The organism is Burkholderia sola, from assembly GCF_905400185.1.
GTDB classification, from domain to species: domain Bacteria; phylum Pseudomonadota; class Gammaproteobacteria; order Burkholderiales; family Burkholderiaceae; genus Burkholderia; species Burkholderia sola.
On sequence record NZ_FR989675.1, the window covers coordinates 790684 to 810151 of the forward strand.

21 protein-coding genes are annotated in these 19468 nt (G+C 68.2%); 12 read left to right on the forward strand and 9 right to left on the reverse strand.

Annotation, left to right across the window (positions count from 1 at the left end):
- Nucleotide 1: 1 nt before the first annotated feature.
- The 4 genes from KR541_RS03635 (at nt 2) to KR541_RS03650 (ending at nt 2328) form a co-directional block, all read left to right on the forward strand.
- Nucleotides 2–391 carry a type IV pilus modification PilV family protein gene (locus KR541_RS03635; RefSeq protein WP_249746027.1) on the forward strand — a complete coding sequence of 130 codons (390 nt, stop codon included), beginning with the start codon at nt 2–4 and terminating at the stop codon, nt 389–391.
- Complete coding sequence (locus KR541_RS03640; RefSeq protein WP_050011735.1) at nt 381–1214, forward strand: type IV pilus assembly protein; 834 nt, start codon at nt 381–383, stop codon at nt 1212–1214. Before KR541_RS03635 ends, KR541_RS03640 begins: the two co-directional genes overlap by 11 nt.
- Nucleotides 1215–1420: 206 nt before the next feature.
- Nucleotides 1421–1885 (forward strand): pilus assembly protein, encoded by a 465-nt coding sequence (locus KR541_RS03645; RefSeq protein WP_050011810.1) that lies wholly within the window; start codon nt 1421–1423, stop codon nt 1883–1885.
- Nucleotides 1882–2328 carry a type IV pilin protein gene (locus KR541_RS03650; RefSeq protein WP_050011734.1) on the forward strand — a complete coding sequence of 149 codons (447 nt, stop codon included), beginning with the start codon at nt 1882–1884 and terminating at the stop codon, nt 2326–2328. The genes KR541_RS03645 and KR541_RS03650 overlap by 4 nt, the downstream gene beginning before the upstream one ends.
- Before the next feature lie 52 nt (nt 2329–2380).
- Here KR541_RS03650 and KR541_RS03655 read toward each other — a convergent pair whose 3' ends face one another.
- The 3 genes from KR541_RS03655 to KR541_RS03665 all read right to left on the reverse strand — a co-directional run bounded on the left by KR541_RS03655 (nt 2381) and on the right by KR541_RS03665 (nt 3680).
- Nucleotides 2381–2824 (reverse strand): DUF3318 domain-containing protein, encoded by a 444-nt coding sequence (locus KR541_RS03655; RefSeq protein ID WP_050011733.1) that lies wholly within the window; start codon nt 2822–2824, stop codon nt 2381–2383.
- 43 nt (nt 2825–2867) lie between these two features.
- On the reverse strand, nt 2868–3257 hold the full coding sequence (locus KR541_RS03660; RefSeq protein WP_050011732.1) for a phage holin family protein: 390 nt from the start codon (nt 3255–3257) through the stop codon (nt 2868–2870).
- A 120-nt stretch (nt 3258–3377) separates the two neighbouring features.
- Nucleotides 3378–3680 (reverse strand): ElaB/YgaM/YqjD family protein, encoded by a 303-nt coding sequence (locus KR541_RS03665; protein WP_006494044.1) that lies wholly within the window; start codon nt 3678–3680, stop codon nt 3378–3380.
- Between the two features lie 317 nt (nt 3681–3997).
- Between KR541_RS03665 and KR541_RS03670 the strand changes: the two genes are divergently transcribed.
- On the forward strand, nt 3998–4636 hold the full coding sequence (locus KR541_RS03670; protein ID WP_006476788.1) for a peroxiredoxin: 639 nt from the start codon (nt 3998–4000) through the stop codon (nt 4634–4636).
- A 122-nt stretch (nt 4637–4758) separates the two neighbouring features.
- Here the strand turns inward: KR541_RS03670 and KR541_RS03675 are convergent, their stop codons facing one another.
- A complete protein-coding gene (locus KR541_RS03675) occupies nt 4759–5946 on the reverse strand; it encodes an acyl-CoA dehydrogenase (protein WP_050011731.1) in 1188 nt (395 codons plus the stop codon).
- A gap of 176 nt (nt 5947–6122) precedes the next feature.
- On the opposite strand from KR541_RS03675, the gene KR541_RS03680 reads away from it, so the two are divergent.
- Together KR541_RS03680 and KR541_RS03685 are read left to right on the forward strand one after the other, a co-directional pair.
- A complete protein-coding gene (locus KR541_RS03680) occupies nt 6123–6914 on the forward strand; it encodes an IclR family transcriptional regulator (protein WP_050011730.1) in 792 nt (263 codons plus the stop codon).
- A gap of 145 nt (nt 6915–7059) precedes the next feature.
- Complete coding sequence (locus KR541_RS03685) at nt 7060–7470, forward strand: GFA family protein (RefSeq protein WP_050011729.1); 411 nt, start codon at nt 7060–7062, stop codon at nt 7468–7470.
- Nucleotides 7471–7645: 175 nt separating this feature from the next.
- Here KR541_RS03685 and KR541_RS03690 read toward each other — a convergent pair whose 3' ends face one another.
- Nucleotides 7646–8449, reverse strand: coding sequence for an EAL domain-containing protein (locus tag KR541_RS03690; protein ID WP_050011728.1), 804 nt, complete (start codon nt 8447–8449; stop codon nt 7646–7648).
- 352 nt (nt 8450–8801) lie between these two features.
- On the opposite strand from KR541_RS03690, the gene KR541_RS03695 reads away from it, so the two are divergent.
- Genes KR541_RS03695 through fahA form a run of 5 tightly spaced genes read left to right on the forward strand, consistent with a single transcriptional unit; the run spans nt 8802 to nt 14729 of the window.
- Nucleotides 8802–10463 carry an FAD-dependent oxidoreductase gene (locus tag KR541_RS03695; protein WP_050011727.1) on the forward strand — a complete coding sequence of 554 codons (1662 nt, stop codon included), beginning with the start codon at nt 8802–8804 and terminating at the stop codon, nt 10461–10463.
- Nucleotides 10464–10491: 28 nt separating this feature from the next.
- Nucleotides 10492–10722, forward strand: a complete 231-nt coding sequence (locus KR541_RS03700) for a DUF2783 domain-containing protein (RefSeq protein WP_050011726.1) — start codon at nt 10492–10494, stop codon at nt 10720–10722.
- Entirely contained in the window at nt 10719–12077 is a 1359-nt protein-coding gene (locus KR541_RS03705) for an MFS transporter (protein ID WP_050011725.1), read from the forward strand. The genes KR541_RS03700 and KR541_RS03705 overlap by 4 nt, the downstream gene beginning before the upstream one ends.
- Before the next feature lie 16 nt (nt 12078–12093).
- Entirely contained in the window at nt 12094–13428 is a 1335-nt protein-coding gene (hmgA, locus tag KR541_RS03710) for a homogentisate 1,2-dioxygenase (protein WP_050011724.1), read from the forward strand.
- Entirely contained in the window at nt 13425–14729 is a 1305-nt protein-coding gene (gene fahA / locus KR541_RS03715; RefSeq protein WP_050011723.1) for a fumarylacetoacetase, read from the forward strand. The genes hmgA and fahA overlap by 4 nt, the downstream gene beginning before the upstream one ends.
- 167 nt (nt 14730–14896) lie before the next feature.
- On the opposite strand, the gene KR541_RS03720 is transcribed toward fahA, so the two are convergent.
- The 4 genes from KR541_RS03720 to KR541_RS03735 form a co-directional block, all read right to left on the reverse strand.
- A complete protein-coding gene (locus KR541_RS03720; protein ID WP_050011722.1) occupies nt 14897–16057 on the reverse strand; it encodes an MFS transporter in 1161 nt (386 codons plus the stop codon).
- Nucleotides 16058–16150: 93 nt separating this feature from the next.
- Entirely contained in the window at nt 16151–17320 is a 1170-nt protein-coding gene (locus KR541_RS03725) for an MFS transporter (RefSeq protein WP_050011721.1), read from the reverse strand.
- A gap of 222 nt (nt 17321–17542) precedes the next feature.
- Nucleotides 17543–18280, reverse strand: coding sequence for a 5,6-dimethylbenzimidazole synthase (gene bluB / locus KR541_RS03730; protein ID WP_124555684.1), 738 nt, complete (start codon nt 18278–18280; stop codon nt 17543–17545).
- A gap of 172 nt (nt 18281–18452) precedes the next feature.
- Nucleotides 18453–19451 (reverse strand): 2-hydroxyacid dehydrogenase, encoded by a 999-nt coding sequence (locus KR541_RS03735; protein WP_050011719.1) that lies wholly within the window; start codon nt 19449–19451, stop codon nt 18453–18455.
- Between the last annotated feature and the right edge of the window lie 17 nt (nt 19452–19468).

Below are 19468 nucleotides of genomic sequence, written 5' to 3' on the forward strand. Positions count from 1 at the left end.
CATGCGAGGGACGTCGTTGATCGAGGCGACGCTGGCCATCGCGCTGCTCGCCACCGTGATGCTCGCAGTGGCCGGCAGCCAGCTCGCGATGGCGCGTGCGCAGCGCGCGACGATCTGGCGCGAACGCGCGCTGTGGCTGGCCGATGCGCGTATCGAGCGTCTGCATGCTCCCGCGGCGGCCGGCGACGGTCTCGCGGCGCTCGCGGCCGCCTCGTTGCCGGGCGGTGCGATGATGCTCGACGGCGGGCCGGGCGGTGTGCGCTACGCGATTGTCCGCTGGCTGGGCGGCGATGGACGCGCGTCGGCGCGCTGCGATGGCGCGGGAATGTCGACGCGGCCGCCGTCGTGTGTCCGCATTCCATTTCGCGAGCGGGCGGGCGATGAACGCTGATCGCCGTACGCGTGGCCATACGCTGCTCGAAGTGCTGATCGCGATGACCGTCGGGCTCCTCGTGCTCGCGGCGGCCGGTGCGCTGTACCACGCGCAGCGCATTGCGCAGCGGCGCGCGGAAGACGGGTTCAGGATGCGCGACGCGGCAGCGACCGCGCTGATGCTGATCGGTCAGCAGATCCAGATGGCAGGATTCCTGCCGCTCGATGCACAAGCGCCATCGTCGTTGCCGCCGGTGTTCGGGTGTTCGGCGGCGCGCGTGCGGGGTAGCGGCGCACAGGTGCGCTGCGAGCCCGTGCGCCTGTCGTCGGACGCGTTGCTGGTCCGGTATGTCGGCGATGCGGTATCGACGTGGACGACGGTGAACGACCAGACGTCGGATTGCCTCGGGCAGGGTGTCGGCGAGCCGGGCGAAGCTGCGCCGGTGGAGAATCGCTTCGATGCGCATGTCAGCCCGTCGACGGGCGAGCCCGAACTGTATTGCGAAGGAAGCGGCCGTCCGGGCACGCCGCAGCCTGTCGCGGCGGGAATCGATCAGTTGCGCCTGCGCTATTTGCGTCGCGGCGCCACGCAGTTCGTCGACGCCGATGCGATGCGTGCGGACGACTGGCGCGAGGTCGTGGCCGTGCATGTCTGCGTGCGGGCGCGCGGCGAGCCGATGCGCGAACCGACGCCGCATATCGACTGCGACGGCCGCGCCGCCGTTGCATCGGACGGCCGCGCACGTTTGACGGTCGATCGCATCGTCGCGTTGCGGAACGTCGCGCTCGCACCCGACGCTGCGTTGCATGATGCAACCCGAGCAAGCGAGGTGGCGCGATGAGCGGCGCAGCACAGTGCGTGCGGGACGACGTCTCGCGATACATCGAGAGAGGCCACGCGCCCGAGCGCACCGTCGCGAGCGGAGGCGACCCGCAGCAGGCCGCATGCGTCGGCGTTCAGGCGATGACCCCGCGCGAGCCCCATATGCGTTTCCGGCCCGCTCGCCGCGCGTGGCGTCGCGATGCAGGCCTTGCATTGCCCGCGGTGATCGCGGTCGGCGCAGCAGTCGCGGCACTGACCGGCACATGGTTCGACGCCGCATTGACGGAGTCGCGCCGCACCCGTGCGTTGTCGGATCGGCTGATCGCATTCCACGCGGCCGATGCCGCGCTGGCCGCGTGCACCGCGCGATTGCTGCGCGGCTCGGCACCGTACGTGAACGAAAGCGACTCGCATGCGGAGCCCGATGCCTGGCGGCGCATGCCGCCGCTGGCGGCTGCCGAAGCGTTCGCGCCTTTCGCCGAATGGCCGATGGCCGCACGACCGCCGCGATGCCTGATCGAGGCGTGGCGGCGTCCGTCAGCGCAGGCCGGCGACCGCGCTTACCTTGTCACCGCGCGTGGCGTCGGCGCGCACGCGTCGAGCGCCGTGTGGCTGCAACACCAGGTCGCGATACGCGACGGCCACGTCGTCGTGCTGCGCTGGCGTCGTGTCGCGGCGGTGCTTCGATGAACGGCCGCCTGCCGCTGTGCCGAGCGGCCGGCTTCACGCTGATCGAGCTGATGATCGTGCTCGCGATCGTCGCGGTGCTGGCCGGGTGGGGTATCCCGTCGTATCGCGAGCATGTCGTGCGGGTTCACCGCGCGTCGGCGGTGTCCGCGCTGTACCGTGCGGCCCAATATCTTGAAACGCTGGACGGCGCGCCGCCCGCGGCGTTGCCGGACGCGCTCGCGCAGGCGCCGCCGGACGGGCATGCCGTGTATCGATTGACGCTCGGGCGGCCGGATGGCGACGACTCGCCGGTGAGCTACGAACTGGCGGCGACGCCGCTCGACACCGGGCCGATGCGCGACGATGCATGCGGCACGTTCACGCTGCGCTCGGACGGGACGAAAGGCAATGCAGGAAGCGAAGGTGTCGACGAATCGGGCGCTGTCTGCTGGGGCCTGCGCTGAGTTCGCCAGGAGGGTGCGCAGCGGCGCACGGCCGCGCGCGGGATGCCGACGGTCAGTCGTCGCGTGGGTCGAGCCCGCGCTCGTCGCGGGACTGCTTCCAGATCCGGTAGACCTCCCATGCGGCGAAGCCGAGCGTGCCCCACTTCAACGCGGGGCCCGTGCTCGCGCGCAGCAGCGAGCGAACGGGTTTCGCCAGCACGAGCGATGCGAGCGAACTCAGCATCGGATACTGGTTGACGAGTTGGCCGAGGCTTGCGTTCAGGTTCTTGGCCGACTGGCCGAACCTGCTGGTCGACAACCCGGGGATGAACACCTTGAGCCAGCTGAAGCGCGTGACGGCGTGGCGCATTTCGGCGGCGGCCTCCGCAAATTCGAGCCGCTCGACTTCGGATCGCAGGATCAGCAATTCCTTGCGGAGCGCGCGGTGCTGCGACGCGCTCCAGTTCGATCGCGACGAATGGGAGCGGGAGGGATTGCCCGTGATGTTCTGGCTCATGGCGCGTCGGCGAAGTAGGTGGAAGGGACGAGCGCGAGGGCGCTCACGGCTTGCCGCGGAACAGGTCGCGGTCTTTCTCGAGCTCGGCGAGCGTCGCCTCGAATACGGTCGGCGCGTCGCGCAGGCCCGAGCGCGCCTTCAGCGCGCATGCGATGCCGCCAATGGCATACAGCGCGGTGATCGCGGCGAGCGCCTGCCAGCGGTAGGTATCCCAGAACGCGATCGCGATCAACACGGTCAGGCTGATGAGCGCCATCGTCGCGAGCATCATCGCGGCGAGGCCGAGGAACAGCACGCCCATCAGGCGTTCCTTCTCCTCGGCAAGCTCGATGCCCACCAGTTCGAGGCGCGTCTGCAGAAGGCCGATCGCGGAGCCGACGAGGCGGCGCAGCGGTCCTTGACCGGACGGCTGCGAGGAGGTGTCTGTCGTCATGGATGAGAGGCTTGCGCGTGCACTAAGCAGCTAGGACCAAGCCGGCCGGCGCAGGCCGGCTGGCTTCGACGCCCGCGGGCCGCGCGACGCGGCCCGCGGGACGAAACGGCGCAGAGCGCGTTACTTGCGGTTGATCAGCAAGCCGATCAGCACGCCGACGCCGGCGGCCACGCCGATCGACGTCCACGGATGCTCGTGCACGTAGTCGTCGGTCGCGCGCGCGGCCTTCTTGCCTTTCTCGACCACCACGACCTGGACGTCGGCAGCCTTTTCCTTGGCCTGCTTCAGGCGAGACATGGCCTTCTCGCGCAGCTCGGCCGCACGGTCGCCCGTGCTGCTCGCTGCTTGCTTGAGCAGGTCTTCGGCGTCCGAGAGAACGGTTTTGATATCCGACATCAGTTTCTCCTTGTTGATTTCCGACATTGCAACTCCCTTCGTGCTGTCATGCTGCAGGTTCACATCGTAGCGAAACCCCTGCCTGCTGGCGAGCCGGGAAGACACACGGCGGCCGCGCAAGACTGCATGGTAAACGACTTGTAATCATGAACAGAGCGACAAAGGATTGAAAAGTTTCCCTTGCCGCCCACCGTCCTGCCACGACGCCGGGTAAAAATGACAAAAAAGTATGAATATCAAACGGAATATTCGTTCGCACGACCCATGGCTTCCCGTAAGCTGATGGACTGCCCCGCGCTGTCCGGCGCGCGGTTTCAACCAGCATCGTTCGAGGAGGGAACATCATGAGTCTGCGTCTTGGTGACATCGCACCGGATTTCGAGCAGGAATCGAGCCTGGGCACCATCAAGTTTCACGAGTGGCTCGGCAACAGCTGGGGCGTGCTGTTCTCCCATCCGGCCGACTACACGCCGGTGTGCACGACCGAACTCGGGCTGACCTCGAAGCTGAAGGGCGAATTCGAGAAACGCAACGTGAAGGTGATCGCGCTGTCGGTCGACGGCGTCGAATCGCACAAGGGCTGGATCAACGACATCAACGAAACGCAGTCGACGGTCGTGGGCTTCCCGATCATCGCCGACGCGGACCGCAAGGTGTCGCAGCTGTACGACATGATTCACCCGAACGCGAACGAAACGCTGACGGTGCGTTCGCTGTTCGTGATCGACCCGAACAAGAAGGTGCGGCTCACGATCACCTATCCGGCCAGCACGGGGCGCAACTTCGACGAAGTGCTGCGCGTGATCGATTCGCTGCAACTGACCGACAATTACAAGGTCGCGACGCCCGGCAACTGGAAGGATGGCGATGACGTCGTGATCGTGCCGTCGCTGCAGGATCCTGAAGAGCTGAAGAAACGCTTCCCGAAGGGCTTCAACGCGGTGCGTCCGTATCTGCGCCTGACGCCGCAGCCGAACAAGTAAGCATCGGCGGCCCGGAGCCGCGGCTCCGATGACATAAGGCCCGCCCGGCAGCGATGCCGGGCGGGCCTTTTACCTGGCGGCGCGTGCGCGGCATCGCCGCCGTCCGCGTGATGGCCGGATCGTCAGAAGAATGCCTGGATGCCCGTCTGCGCGCGGCCGAGGATCAGCGCGTGGATATCGTGCGTGCCTTCGTACGTGTTGACCACTTCGAGGTTCACGAGATGGCGGGCGACGCCGAATTCGTCGGAGATGCCGTTGCCGCCGAGCATGTCGCGCGCGAGCCGCGCGATGTCGAGCGCCTTGCCGCATGAATTGCGCTTCATGATCGACGTGATCTCGACGGCCGCCGTGCCTTCGTCCTTCATCCGGCCGAGGCGCAGCACGCCTTGCAGGCCGAGCGTGATTTCGGTCTGCATGTCGGCGAGCTTCTTCTGGATCAACTGGTTCGCGGCGAGCGGCCGGCCGAACTGCTGGCGGTCGAGCACGTACTGGCGCGCGGTGTGCCAGCAGGACTCGGCCGCGCCGAGCGCACCCCATGCGATCCCGTAGCGCGCCGAGTTCAGGCAGGTGAACGGGCCGCGCAGGCCGCTCACGTTCGGCATCAGGTTCTCTTCGGGCACGAACACCTCGTCGAGGACGATCTCGCCGGTGATCGACGCGCGCAGCCCGACCTTGCCGTGGATCGCCGGCGCCGACAGGCCCTTCCAGCCCTTCTCCAGGATGAAGCCGCGGATCGCGTCCTTGCCGTTCTCTTCCAGCTTCGCCCACACGACGAACACGTCGGCGATCGGCGAGTTGGTGATCCACATCTTCGCGCCGGACAGCGAGTAGCCGCCCGGCACCTTCTTCGCGCGCGTGACCATGCTGCCCGGATCGGAGCCATGGTTCGGCTCGGTCAGGCCGAAGCAGCCGATCCATTCGCCGGTCGCGAGCTTCGGCAGGTATTTCTGCTTCTGCGCGTCGGAGCCGAATTCGAAGATCGGCACCATCACGAGCGACGACTGCACCGACATCATCGACCGGTAGCCCGAATCGACGCGCTCGACTTCGCGCGCGATCAGCCCGTAGCTCACGTAGTTGAGGCCGGGGCCGCCGTATTCCTCGGGAATCGTCGGGCCGAGCAGGCCGACCTCGCCCATTTCGCGAAAGATGGCCGCGTCGGTGCGTTCGTGGCGGAACGCTTCGGTGACGCGCGGCGCGAGCTTGTCCTGTGCGTACGCTTGCGCGGCATCGCGGACCATCCGCTCTTCTTCGGTCAGTTGCTGGTCGAGCAGCAGCGGATCGTCCCAATGAAAAGTTGCAGCACTCATCGTCTCATCTCCTGTCGGCCCGAGTTAGCGCTTCAGCGCTTACTCGGGCCCCATGCTTTGCGGTCGGCCCGAGTTGGCGCTTCGGCGCTTGCTCCGGGCTGATACCTGAAGTTCGCTTGACTTGCGTTCCGCTATGCGGAACAATGTTTTGCAAATCGACCTCAGTGTAGCACCGGATGACACTTTCAACCATCGACGACACCCCCATCGACGAGCGCAAGTTCGTCGTCGCGCTCGCGCGCGGGCTCGACCTGCTGCGCGCCTTCCGGCCCGGCGAGACGATGCTGGGCAACCGCGATTTCGCGGAACGCACGGGCCTGCCGAAGGCGACGGTGAACCGGCTCGCCTATACGCTGACCGTGCTCGGCTATCTGCGCTACGACGAGACGCTCGGAAAGTATGCGCTGGACGCCGGCGTGTTGTCGCTCGGCTACGCGCTGCTGTCGGGCTCGGGGACGATCGATCTCGCGCGGCCGCACATGCAGGCGCTCGCGCGCGAAATCGGCGCGGCCGTGTCGCTCGGCTGCCGCGACGGGCTCGACATGATCTATCTGGAGACGATCCGCAGCGAGACCGCGCTGACGCTCGGGCTCGCGCCCGGCTCGCGGCTGTCGATGCTGACGAGCTCGATGGGGCGCGCATACCTGGCCGTGCAGCCGGAGGACGTGCGCCGCGCGCTCTATGCCGAACTGCATCGCGCGGCCGGCGGCGCGGCCGACGCCGATGCACTCGTCGTGGCCGCGCAGCACGCGGTGGCCGAGTTCTCCGAAGGCGGATGCTGCTATTCGTTCCGCGCGTGGCATACGGACGTGAACGCGGCGGCCGTCCCATTTCGCGAGCCGCGCGAGGGGCGCTGGCTGATCCTGAGCTGCAGCGGCCCCGCATCGTCGATGGACGAGGACGTGTTTCGCATGCAGGTCGGGCCGCGACTGAAGGCGCTCGCGCAGCGGCTCGGGCAGACGGTCTGAGCAACCATCGCGCGGGTGTTGCCGTCGCGCGCCAACCGGTTTGTTCGCGGCGAGTGCGGGGAGCGGACGCGTTGCCGTCGCGTATTGCGTGACGGGCGAACCGCGCTCATCATCGTTCGCCTGCTTCCCGACGACGAGGCCTGCCATGGCGCACCCCGAACCGATGGAAGGCGGATGCGCGTGCGGCGCGATCCGCTACCGTATCGCCGACGTTCCGACCGATGCCGGCTTTTGCCACTGCCGGCTCTGCCAGCGCACGACCGGCGCGGCGGTCGTCGCATCGGCATCGGTGCCGATCGACGCATTCGAATACCTGCAGGGCGAACCGGCCGTCTACGCGTCGAGCGCATGGGGCGAGCGGCGCTTCTGCGGCCGTTGCGGCGCGCAGCTCGAATACCGGCGCGCCGACGCGCCGCGGACGGTCGAGATCAATTACGCGACGCTCGACGAGCCGTCGCGGCTGCGTCCGGCGTGGCACGTCTGGTACGGCGACCGTTTCCCGGGCATCGGGATCGACGACGATCTACCGAAGTACGACGACGGTGGTAGAGAATAGGCCGCACATCGGTGTCGAGCGCGCGCACAAGCGCCTTCGACCTTTCTGCGTGAACGAACGAACAAGGAACTGGCCGCCGCGCCACGTTACGTGCTGAAACCCGGTTCCCTGAGCAACACGACACCGGAGTCCGCCATCCGGCGTGCCGCTCCCGGGCGCCTTCCCCGCCGATCCCTCAGACCGTCACGACCTTCGCGAACACCGGCCCCTGCATGAACCGCACGTCGTGCTGGCGCAGCAGCTCGCACTGCGTCTCGTCGATGACGCCGTCGAAGATCAGCGGAATCCGCACGCGCTGCGCATAGGCGACGAGCGCCTTGACCATCCCGTCGCGCAATGCGATTCCCGCATCCATCTTGATGTAGTCGGGGCGCGCCATATCCGATTCGACCGCGAGGATGCGGCCGGGGTCGGGCAGCTTGTCCGCGACCTTGAAACCGTGATGCTGGTAGCTGCGCGTCAGGTAGCCGAGGAACGTCTTGTGGGCGACCGCGACCGCCGGCAGCTCGATCACGATCCGCTCGGTCGGCAGCCCGAAGCGCTGCAGCACCGACGAGAAATGCTTGCCGTGGTCGTACTTCACGCTCTTGAGCAGCCGCTCGTGCACGCGCAGGAACAGCAGCCCGTGGCGCTGCGCGCCGAAGAAATTGATCGCGTGCAGCGCGCGCGACAGGCGGTCGATCGCGACCAGCGTCTGGTCGTCGACGGCCGCGTCGACCGGATCGTGCTGCGCGCCGGTGACGAGCGTGACGGCCTGAAAGCCGAGCTCGTCGCCGTAGCGCTCGATCGCGTCGGCGAACGACGTCGATTGCGGCGAGCCGGGCATCGTCACGTCGTAGATCGGCTCGTACGCGCTGGCGAGCGTGCGCTCGGGCAGGTTCGCGCACGCGGTCCCGCCTTCTGCAAGCGCGAGGTGCTCCCGCAGATACGGCAGTTGCCCGGCACGGGTGACCAGCTCGGGGATGGTAGGCGGAATCATCGGCGTGAAAAGGAAAAATGGCGGCCGAAAGGGCCGCCTCGTTGACTTGATATTAGCAGTGCGCGCCGCGCTCGGCTTGCCGTTTCACTCATATGGTTATCCCGTTCCCGAGCGCGCGATCAGGGTTTACGTTGATTTCACTATTCGTAATTGGTTTTACTATTCGTAAATCCAGGATTTGTCGCCGATCAAGAAACGCGGCAGGCAGGCGCCGAGAAACGGCGCCGTTCAAGAATCAACAGGAGCAAGGAGCGAGACGTGGCGGTTGACAGGACAGGCGGGCGCACGCGCCGGCGGCAGACGGACGGGACGACGGGCGCGGCGGTGCGCGCACGGCGCGGTTGACGCGCGGATGGCGACCATGAGCATCGATTACCAGACGCTGAAATTCGAGTACCGCGCCCGCGTGCACGACGCGGCCGTCCACCCGGTGATCGTCGTCGGCGCGGGCCCGGTGGGCCTCGCGGCCGCGATCGATCTCGCTCAGCACGGCGTGCCGGTCGTGCTGCTCGACGACGACGACACGCTGTCGACCGGCTCGCGCGCGATTTGCTTCGCGAAGCGCACGCTCGAGATCTTCGACCGGCTCGGCTGCGGCGAGCGCTTCGTCGACAAGGGCGTGAGCTGGCACGTCGGCAAGGTGTTCCTGCAGGACGAGCAGCTTTACGCGTTCGACCTGCTGCCCGAGGAAGGGCATGCGCGCCCGGCGTTCATCAACCTGCAGCAGTACTACGTCGAAGGCTATCTGGCCGATCGCGCGTTCGAACTGCCGAACATCGACATCCGCTGGAAGCACAAGGTGACGGGCGTCGACCAGTCGGCCGAACACGCGGTGCTGACGATCGAGACGCCGGACGGCGTCGCGACGCTGCGCGCGCAGTACGTGATCGCGGCCGACGGCTCGCGCAGCCCGATGCGCACGATGATGGGCCTGGAAAGCCGCGGCCGCACGTTCAAGGACCGCTTCCTGATCGCCGACGTGAAGATGAAGGCGGAGTTTCCGACCGAGCGATGGTTCTGGTTCGATCCGCCGTTTCACCGCAACCAGTCGGTGCTGCTGCATCGCCAGCCGGACAACGTGTGGCGCATCGACTTCCAGCTCGGCTGGGATGCCGATCCGGTCGCCGAGAAGCAGCCGGAGCGCGTGATTCCGCGCGTGCGGGCGCTGCTCGGCCCGGATGTCGAGTTCGAGCTCGAGTGGGTGAGCGTCTACACGTTCCGCTGCCAGCGGATGGACACGTTCCGCCACGGCCGCGTGCTGTTCGCGGGCGATTCCGCGCACGGCGTGTCGCCGTTCGGCGCGCGCGGCGCGAACAGCGGCGTGCAGGATGCGGACAACCTCGCGTGGAAGCTGAAGCTGGTGCTCGACGGCCGTGCACACGATCGCCTGCTCGACACCTATGCAAGCGAGCGCGAGTTCGCGGCCGACGAGAACATCCGCAACTCGACGCGCTCGACCGACTTCATCACGCCGAAGAGCACGGTGTCGCGCGTGTTCCGCGATGCGACGCTGAAGCTTGCGCGCGACTGCGAGTTCGCGCGCAAGCTGGTGAACAGCGGGCGCCTGTCGGTGCCGGCCGTGCTGGCCGATTCGCCGCTCAACACGCCGGACCGCAACGGCGACACGTTTGCAGGCGCGATGCGGCCGGGCGCGGCGGCGGCCGATGCGCCGGTGCGCGTGCAGGGTGCGCCGGGCTGGCTGCTGCAGCATCTGTGCGGTGGCTTTACCGGCGTGCTGTTCGGCTTGCCGGGCGACGCGGCCGCGCTCGCGCAGGCCGTCGACGGCCTCGCGCTGCCGGTGCGGCCGGTCCTCGTCGTGCCGGCCGGGCACGCGCAGCCGGTGGCCGGCATCGACGTCGTGGAGGACGTCGACGGCCTCGCCGCGCGGCGCTACGACGCGCAGCCCGGCACGTTCTACCTGCTGCGTCCCGACCAGCACGTGTGCGCACGCACGCGCACGCTCGACCGTCAGGCGATCGCCGACGCACTGGCGCGCGCGACCTGCGCATGCTGAATACGATAAAGACACCGGAGACACCGTCATGCCCCCACTCGACACCCGCCCGCGCCTGGCCGACCCCGACGCGTTCTACGAAGCGCTGATCGACATGCATCGCGACCTGTCGGATGCCGACAGCCAGCTCGTCAACGCGAAGCTGATCCTGCTGCTCGCGAACCAGGTCGGCGACGCCGACGTGCTGCGCGAAGCGATGGCGCTCGCGCGCCAGGGCGTGACGCCGCCCGTGCATCCGGCCGCCGAGGTCGAGCAATGAGCGCGGCGGCCGATACGCGCGTGCTCGAAGTCGAGCGCGTGATCGACGAGACCCATCGCCCGGGCTTTCACGCGATGCTGCTCGCGCTGTGCGGGCTGTGCCTCGTGATCGACGGTTTCGATGCGCAGGCGATGGGCTACGTCGCGCCGAGCGTGATCGCCGAATGGGGCGTGCCGAAGCAGGCGCTCGGCCCCGTGTTCAGCGCGAGCCTGTTCGGGATGCTGCTCGGCGCGCTCGGGCTGTCGGTGCTGGCCGACCGGATCGGGCGGCGCCCGGTGCTGATCGGCTCGACGCTGTTCTTCGCGGTGACGATGCTCGCGACGCCGTTCGCGAGCTCGATCCCCGTGCTGATGGCGCTGCGCTTCGTCACGGGCCTCGGCCTCGGCTGCATCATGCCGAACGCGATGGCGCTGGTCGGCGAGTTCAGCCCCGCCACGCATCGCGTGAAGCGGATGATGATCGTGTCGTGCGGCTTCACGCTCGGCGCGGCGATCGGCGGCTTCATCAGCGCGGCGCTGATTCCGGCGCTCGGCTGGCGTTCGGTGTTTTTCGTCGGCGGCGCGGTGCCGCTCGTGCTGACGATCGCGATGGTCGCGCGGCTGCCCGAATCGCTGCAGTTCCTGGTGCTGAAAGGGCGCGTCGCGCAGGCGCGCGACTGGCTCGCACGGTTCGCGCCGCAAGCCGGCATCGATGCGAATACGCGGCTCGTCGTGCGTGAACGTGCAGCGAGCGGTGCGCCGGTGGCCGAGCTGTTCCGCCATGGCCGCCTGCCGGTCACGCTGCTGCTGTGGTCGATCAGCTTCATGAACCTGATCGACCTGTACTTCCTGTCGAACTGGCTGCCGACCGTGATGCGCGAAGCCGGCTATTCGCCGGGCACGGCGGTGATCGTCGGCACGGTGCTGCAGACGGGCGGCGTGATCGGCACGCTGTCGCTCGGCTGGTTCATCGAACGTTACGGCTTCGTGCGCGTGCTGTTCGCCTGCTTCGCGTGCGCGGCCGTGTCGGTGGGACTGATCGGCTCGGTCGCGCATGCGTTGCCGTGGCTGCTGGTGGTCGTGTTCGCGGGCGGCTTCTGCGTGGTCGGCGGACAGCCGGCCGTGAACGCGCTCGCGGGCCAGTATTACCCGACGTCGCTGCGCTCGACGGGCATCGGCTGGAGCCTCGGCATCGGCCGGATCGGCTCGGTGCTCGGGCCGCTCGTCGGCGGACAACTGATTGCGCTCAACTGGTCCAACGGCGCGCTGTTCCACGCGGCCGCGGTGCCGGTGCTGTGCTCGGCGCTGTTCGTGCTGGGCCTGGCCGGTGTGACGCGGCGCAACGGCGCGCTGGCGCCGAACGCCGCGATGAATTGATGGAGAAAGGAAAACGATGACGCTTGACCTGTCGAAACCGGCGACCGCCGGCTACCTGAGCGGTTTCGCGAACGAATTCGCGACCGAGGCGCTGCCCGGCGCGCTGCCGCACGGCCGCAACTCGCCGCAGCGCGCGCCGTACGGGCTGTACGCGGAGCAACTGTCGGGCACCGCGTTCACCGCGCCGCGCGGCCACAACCGCCGTTCGTGGCTGTACCGGGTCCGTCCGGCCGCCGTGCACCGACCGTTCGAGCCGTACGCGGGCACGCAGCGGCTCGTGTCGGAATTCGGCGATTCGACCGACGTGCCGCCGACGCCGCCAAACCAGCTGCGCTGGGATCCGCTGCCGATGCCGGTCGAGCCGACCGATTTCGTCGATGGCCTCGTGACGATGGCCGGCAACGGGTCGGCCGCGGCGATGAACGGCTGCGCGATCCACCTGTATGCGGCCAACCGGTCGATGCAGGACCGCTTCTTCTACAGCGCGGACGGCGAGCTGCTGATCGTGCCGCAGCAGGGGCGGCTCTTCATCGCGACCGAGTTCGGCCGGCTCGACGTCGAGCCGTTCGAGATCGCGGTGATTCCGCGCGGCGTGCGTTTTGCCGTCGCGCTGCCGGATGGCGACGCGCGCGGCTACATCTGCGAAAACTTCGGCGCGCTGCTGCGCCTCCCGGATCTCGGCCCGATCGGCTCGAACGGGCTCGCGAACCCGCGCGACTTCCTGACGCCGCAGGCCGCGTACGAGGATCGCGAAGGCGCGTTCGAGTTGATCGCGAAGCTGAACGGCCGGTTGTGGCGCGCGGACATCGGCCATTCGCCGCTCGACGTCGTCGCGTGGCACGGCAACTACGCGCCGTATAAATACGACCTGCGCCTGTTCAACACGATCGGCTCGATCAGCTTCGACCATCCCGATCCGTCGATCTTCCTCGTGCTGCAGTCACAGAGCGACACGCCGGGCGTCGACACGATCGATTTCGTGATCTTCCCGCCGCGCTGGCTCGCGGCCGAGGATACGTTCCGCCCGCCCTGGTTCCACCGCAACGTCGCGAGCGAGTTCATGGGGCTCGTGCACGGCGCGTACGACGCGAAGGCCGAGGGCTTCGTGCCGGGCGGCGCGAGCCTGCACAACTGCATGTCGGGCCACGGGCCCGATGCGGACACGTTCGAGAAGGCGTCGGCGAGCGACACGACGAAGCCGCACAAGGTCGACGCGACGATGGCGTTCATGTTCGAAACCCGCACGCTGATCCGGCCGACGCGCTACGCGCTCGACACCGCGCAGCTGCAGGCCGACTACTTCGAATGCTGGCAAGGCATCAAGAAACACTTCAATCCGGAGCAAAAGTGAGCGATACCCAAGACTGGCGCGCGACGCTCGACCCGGCTCGCAAGAGCTGGATCGATACCGCGAACGATCCCGCCTGCGATTTCCCGATCCAGAACCTGCCGTTCGGGATCTTCAGCGATGCGAAGCAGGGCGCGCGCCGTGCGGGCGTCGCGCTCGGCGACCAGATCGTCGATCTCGCGGCGCTCGCGCGTGCGGGCCTCGTGACGCTGCCGGCCGGCGCCGATGTATTTGCCGCGCCGACGCTCAACGCGTTCATCGCGCTCGGCCGCGACGCGTGGCGCAGCGTGCGCGTGCAGCTGTCGGCGCTGTTCTCGCGCGACAACGCGACGCTGCGTGACGATGCGGCGCTGCGCGCGCAGGTGCTCGTCGCGCAGCGCGACGCGACGCTGCATCTGCCGGTCGACATCCCCGGCTACACCGATTTCTATTCGTCGAAGGAGCATGCGACCAACGTCGGCTCGATGTTCCGCGATCCGAAGAACGCGCTGCTGCCGAACTGGTCGGAGATGCCGATCGGCTACAACGGCCGCGCGTCGTCGGTGGTCGTGAGCGGCACGCCGGTGCGGCGCCCGAACGGGCAACTGAAGCTGCCCGACCAGGAGCGTCCGGTGTTCGGCGCGTGCCGCAAGCTCGACATCGAACTGGAAACGGGCTTCATCGTCGGCAAGAACAACGCGCTCGGCGAGCCGATCGCGTGCGAGGACGCGGAAGCGCATATCTTCGGGATGGTGCTGCTGAACGACTGGAGCGCGCGCGACATTCAGCAGTGGGAATACGTGCCGCTCGGCCCGTTCAACTCGAAGGGGTTCGCGACGACGATCTCGCCGTGGATCGTCACGCTCGACGCGCTCGAACCGTTCCGCGTCGCGCAGCCGGAGCAGTCGCCGCAGCCGCTCGCGTATTTGCGGCATGCGGGCAAGCATGCGTTCGATATCGCGCTGGAAGTGACGCTGCGGGCGGAGGGCGCGGCCGACGCGACGTCGATCTGCCGCACGAACTTCAGGCACATGTACTGGACGATGGCGCAGCAGCTTGCGCATCACACGGTCGCCGGCTGCAACACGCGCGTGGGTGACCTGATGGGTTCGGGCACGATCAGCGGGCCGACCAAGGATTCGTTCGGCAGCCTGCTCGAACTGACGTGGAACGGCAAGGAGCCGGTCGCGCTGAACGGCGGCGGCAGCCGCACGTTCATCGAGGACGGCGATGAGCTTACGCTCGCCGGCTGGTGCCAGGGCGACGGCTATCGCGTCGGCTTCGGCGCGTGTGTAGGCAGGATTTTGCCGGCGCGCGGCGCGTGACGGATCGCAGCGCCGGACGTTACGTGTAGGCTACGCGTCGTCCGGAAGGACAGGGCGGCCCGCGTTGCGCGGGCCGTTTTTCGTTGACCGCGGGACGGGCACGAGCGGGCCGAGGCGTATCGGTGCATGGTGCTGCGCGCCAACGCCAACGCCAACGCCAATTTGCATCAGACCGCGCGCTGCACCGCTGCGCGTCCCTCCCACAACGCGGCCGCAACGAACGCGGCCACGCACGCGACCAGCACGCCGACCAGCGCGTTGCTGCCCAGTTGCTCCATCAACGCGCCGGCCACCAGCGGGCCGCCGAAGCTCGCGGCGCTCCACGACGCCGACACGAGCGAGCTCGCGGTGACGAGCGCCGCCCCGCGGAAACGCTCGCCGCACGCGACGAGCGACAGCGTGTAGATGCTGCCGGCCGCCGCGCCGAGCACGAACAGCAGCGGCCAGCACAGCCACGGATTCGCGATCACGAACGGCAGTAGCGGCAGGCCGGCCAGCACGATCCAGCCCGCGCCGAGGTGCACGCGTTCGCGGCCGAGCTTGTCCGCGAGCCAGCCAATCGGGAACTGCATCGCGGTATCGCCGAACAGCATGATCGACGCGAGCAGCACGGCGGTCGCGCTCGCGACGCCGTGATCCATCGCATAGAGCGGCAGCAGCGACAGCGCGAGCGTGTCGAACAGCGCGAAGAAGCCGGTGCCGATGATCAGCGCGGGCATGCGCGGCAGCACGTCGAGCCAGCGGCCGTGCGCTTCGTGATGCGCGTCGTCGCCGGCGAGCGGCGCACGGCGGATCGTCGCGAGCGTCGGCAGCGCAAGCAGGAACAGCGCGCCGCACAGCGCGAAGCGGAGGCTCGTCGCGCCGGCGATCTGGCTGACGAGCACGGGGCCGGCCATCTGGAACAGCGTGAAATTGGTCGCGTAGATCGCGACCACGCGGCCGCGCGTCGAATCCTCGGCGAGCTGGTTGACCCACGCTTCGCCGATCGTGAACAGCAGCATCAGCGCGGCGCCGCACAGCACGCGCAGCACGCCCCACAGGATCAGGTTCGACGTGAACTGCATCAGCGCGGTGGCGGCCGCGAGCAGCACGACCGACACGACGATCGCGCGGCGCGCACCGATGTGCCGCGCGAGCGCGGTGACGAACGGGACGACCGCGAGGCCGCCGAGGGCCTGCGCGGCGGTCAGCATGCCGACGACGTGGGTGCCGTGCCCGGCTTCGGTCAGTGCAAGTGCGGTGAGCGGCAGTGTGGCGCCGGTGCCGAGGCCGACGACCGCGACGCTCAGGATCAGCGCGAGGAAATCGCGATTGAGAATGGCTTTCATCGGCCGCGATGCTACACCGCGACCGGTGAAAGGTCCATGAAGGCCGTCAGGTTCGGATGGCGTTGTGTCCGCAACGATCTCAGCAGGGTTGCGTCACACGTATTCGGTCGGCACGACCACCGGCCGGCGTTCGAGCGACGCCGACCACAGCGTGAGCGCGAGCGCCGCGACGGCCATCGCGACGCCGACCCACGGCAGGCTCACGAGCGACACGCCGGAGCCGATCGCCATCCCGCCGAGCCATGCGCCGGTCGCGTTGCCGAGGTTGAACGCGCCCTGGTTCAGCGTCGACGCGAGGTTCGGCGCGTCGCTCGCGCGATCGACGATCATGATCTGCAGCGGCGGCACGATCGCGAACGCGAGGATGCCCCACACGAAAACCGTCGCGAGCGCGGCGAACGGCAGATGCATCGTGCCGGCGAACAGCGCGAGGACGATGCCGATCAGCGCGAGCGTCGCGATCAGCGACGGCATCCGGCGCCAGTCGGCGAGCTTGCCGCCGAGCGTGCCGCCGACCGTCAGGCCGAGTCCGAACAGCAGCAGCACGTAGGTGACCTGATGCGGCGAGAAGCCGGTCACGTCCTCGAGGATCGGCGCGATGTACGTGAACACGCTGAACAGGCTCGCGGACGCGAGCACGCTGATGCCGAGCACCATCAGCACCTGCGGGTGCTTCAGCACGCTGAATTCGCGCGTGATGCTGGTGTCGGGCATCGCGAGGTTTTTCGGCAGGCACACCGCGAGCACGGCGGCCGCGGCGATGCCGATGCCGGTGACGGCCCAGAACGTCGCGCGCCAGCCGAACGCCTGGCCGAGCGCGGTGCCGAGCGGCACGCCGAGCACGTTCGCGAGCGTGAGGCCGGTGAACATCAGCGCGATCGCCTGCGCGCGGCGGTTCGGCGCGACGAGGTTGCTCGCGACCACCGAACCGATGCCGAAGAACGCCCCGTGGCAAAACGCGGTGACGACGCGCGCGGCCATCAGCACCGCGTAGCCGGGCGCGATCGCGCAGAACAGGTTGCCGGCGATGAACAGTCCGATCAGCCCCATCAGCGCACGCTTGCGCGGCATCTTCGCGGTGACGATCGCGAGGATCGGCGCGCCGATCGTCACGCCGAGCGCGTAGCCCGACACGAGCATCCCGGCGGCCGGGATCGACACGCCGAGGTCGCGCGCGACATTGGGCAGCAGCCCCATGATCACGAATTCGGTGGTACCGATTCCAAATGCGGCGACGGCAAGGGCGAAAAGAGGCAGGGGCATCGCGGTAGGCTCGGGAAAGGATGCCGCTCGAGCCGGGCGCGGGATGCGCGGGACGGGCGGTCGATGAGGCGAGAGTCAGCCGCGATTCTACTTCAGTGAAAACCCTGATGCTTGGGGCCAAAATGGGTGTTGCCGGCGTGCGACGGGGCGGCGCGCAGGGTGCTCACAGTGTGGGATCGACGGCGATTCAGCAGCGAGGCGACGGCTGCGGCCGAATGTGGATCAGGCGATGCGTTCGGGCGACCCGTCGGCCATCGCATCCGATGGTTTTTTCTTTTCAGTCTCGACTGGCGCCGCCGCCGATCCGGCCCCGTCGATCGCCGCCGGCTCGTCCCAGCCGTTCTCGAACAGGCATGCTTCGATCGGCATCCGCGCGGCCCAGCGTTCTTCTTCGAGCATCGGCTTCGCGTAGAACGCGTCGACGTGCCCGACGCAGAGCACGGCGATCGGCTTCGCGCCGTCGGGCATCCGCAGCAGCGTGCGCAGCGCATCGACGTCGAACAACGACACCCAGCCCATCCCGAGCCCTTCGGCGCGCGCCGCGAGCCACATGTTCTGGATCGCGCACGCGGCGGAGGCCAGATCCATCTCCGGCAGCGTGCGGCGGCCGAACACGTGGCGTTCGCGGCCGTCGGCGAGCGCGACGACCAGCAACTCGCCGCATTCGCGCACACCTTCGACCTTCAGCCGCATGAATTCGTCCTGGCGCTCGCCGAGTGCGTCGGCGGTCGCGCGGCGCTCGGCGTCGACCAGCGCATGAATGGCGGTGCGCAAGGCGGGATCGGTGATGCGGATGAAGCGCCACGGCTGCATGAAGCCCACGCTCGGCGCGTGGTGCGCCGCGCGCAGCAGCCGCGCGAGCACGGCCGGATCGACGGGCGCCGGCGTGAAGTGACGCATGTCGCGCCGTTCGAAGATGGCGCGGTAGACAGCGGCGAGGTCGGAGTCGTCGAAACGCATGAGCGGACAAGGCAGGGAAGGACGTCGGCGCAACGATAGCAGACCGCGCGCTCGAAACGTTACTTCAACCGAAACAATGCGCTGAATTGTGGACGAAGGTGAGTGCGCTTCGCGGCGCGAGGCGTAAGCAAACGATTGCGAATGCGCCGCAAGCCCTCAAATGGGCGGTTTTTCAGCGATTTGCAATTACGACGTTCTGCGGCGTCCGCGCATGCCACGCCTCGATGTTCAGCAGCGTCGTGTGCGCGATCTCGGCCAGCGCCTCGCGCGTGAAGAACGCCTGGTGCGACGTGACGATCACGTTCGGGAACGTCAGCAGGCGCGCGAGCACGTCGTCCTGCAGCGGCAGGTCCGAGTGATCCTCGAAGAACAGCCCGCTTTCCTCCTCGTACACGTCCAGCCCGAGATGGCCGAGCTGGCCGCTCTTGAGCGCGTCGATCAGCGCCTGCGCATCGACGAGGCCGCCGCGCCCCGTGTTGATCAGCATCGCGCCGTGCTTCATCCGCGCGAGCGTGCGTTCGTTGATCAGGTGGTGCGTCGACGGCAGCAGCGGGCAATGCAGGCTGACGATGTCGGCGTGATGCAGCAGCTCGTCGAGTTCGACGTAGCGCGCGCCGAACGCGATCAGCTCGTCGTCGTACGGCGGCACCGAGTGCGCGAGCACGTGCATCCCGAAGCCCATCATGATCTTCGCGAACACGCTGCCGATGATGCCGGTGCCGATCACGCCGACGGTCTTGCCGTGGAGGTCGAAGCCGAGCAGGCCGTTCAGCGAGAAATCGCCTTCGCGCGTGCGCGCGACCGCGCGCGGCAGGCGGCGGTTGAGCGCGAGGATCAGCGCGACCGCGTGCTCGGCCACCGCGTGCGGCGAATACGCGGGCACGCGCACGACCGTGATGCCGAGCCGTTCGGCGGCGGCGAGGTCGACGTGGTTGAAGCCCGCCGAGCGCAGCGCGATCAGCCGCGTGCCGCCGTCGGCGAGCCGTTCGAGCACGGCCGCGTCGACGGTGTCGTTGACGAACGGGCAGACGACGTCATAGCCGTGCGCGAGGATCGCCGTTTCCGCGTCGAGGTGCGACGGCTGGAAGTGCAGCCGATAGCCGAACTGCCGGTTGGCGGCGGTGAACGAATCGTCGTCGTACTGCCGGCTGCTGAACAGGATCACGCGCACGCTGCACCTCCGATGGC

What these genes read in the sequence shown, in the direction of transcription:
- KR541_RS03635 (WP_249746027.1), top strand. Translation starts at nt 2, where the DNA reads ATGCGAGGGACGTCGTTGATCGAGGCGACGCTGGCCATCGCGCTGCTC.
- KR541_RS03640 (WP_050011735.1), top strand. Translation starts at nt 381, where the DNA reads ATGAACGCTGATCGCCGTACGCGTGGCCATACGCTGCTCGAAGTGCTG.
- KR541_RS03650 (WP_050011734.1), top strand. Translation starts at nt 1,882, where the DNA reads ATGAACGGCCGCCTGCCGCTGTGCCGAGCGGCCGGCTTCACGCTGATC.
- KR541_RS03655 (WP_050011733.1), bottom strand. Translation starts at nt 2,824, where the DNA reads ATGAGCCAGAACATCACGGGCAATCCCTCCCGCTCCCATTCGTCGCGA.
- KR541_RS03660 (WP_050011732.1), bottom strand. Translation starts at nt 3,257, where the DNA reads ATGACGACAGACACCTCCTCGCAGCCGTCCGGTCAAGGACCGCTGCGC.
- KR541_RS03665 (WP_006494044.1), bottom strand. Translation starts at nt 3,680, where the DNA reads ATGTCGGAAATCAACAAGGAGAAACTGATGTCGGATATCAAAACCGTT.
- KR541_RS03670 (WP_006476788.1), top strand. Translation starts at nt 3,998, where the DNA reads ATGAGTCTGCGTCTTGGTGACATCGCACCGGATTTCGAGCAGGAATCG.
- KR541_RS03675 (WP_050011731.1), bottom strand. Translation starts at nt 5,946, where the DNA reads ATGAGTGCTGCAACTTTTCATTGGGACGATCCGCTGCTGCTCGACCAG.
- KR541_RS03680 (WP_050011730.1), top strand. Translation starts at nt 6,123, where the DNA reads ATGACACTTTCAACCATCGACGACACCCCCATCGACGAGCGCAAGTTC.
- KR541_RS03685 (WP_050011729.1), top strand. Translation starts at nt 7,060, where the DNA reads ATGGCGCACCCCGAACCGATGGAAGGCGGATGCGCGTGCGGCGCGATC.
- KR541_RS03690 (WP_050011728.1), bottom strand. Translation starts at nt 8,449, where the DNA reads ATGATTCCGCCTACCATCCCCGAGCTGGTCACCCGTGCCGGGCAACTG.
- KR541_RS03695 (WP_050011727.1), top strand. Translation starts at nt 8,802, where the DNA reads ATGGCGACCATGAGCATCGATTACCAGACGCTGAAATTCGAGTACCGC.
- KR541_RS03700 (WP_050011726.1), top strand. Translation starts at nt 10,492, where the DNA reads ATGCCCCCACTCGACACCCGCCCGCGCCTGGCCGACCCCGACGCGTTC.
- KR541_RS03705 (WP_050011725.1), top strand. Translation starts at nt 10,719, where the DNA reads ATGAGCGCGGCGGCCGATACGCGCGTGCTCGAAGTCGAGCGCGTGATC.
- hmgA (WP_050011724.1), top strand. Translation starts at nt 12,094, where the DNA reads ATGACGCTTGACCTGTCGAAACCGGCGACCGCCGGCTACCTGAGCGGT.
- KR541_RS03720 (WP_050011722.1), bottom strand. Translation starts at nt 16,057, where the DNA reads ATGAAAGCCATTCTCAATCGCGATTTCCTCGCGCTGATCCTGAGCGTC.
- KR541_RS03725 (WP_050011721.1), bottom strand. Translation starts at nt 17,320, where the DNA reads ATGCCCCTGCCTCTTTTCGCCCTTGCCGTCGCCGCATTTGGAATCGGT.
- bluB (WP_124555684.1), bottom strand. Translation starts at nt 18,280, where the DNA reads ATGCGTTTCGACGACTCCGACCTCGCCGCTGTCTACCGCGCCATCTTC.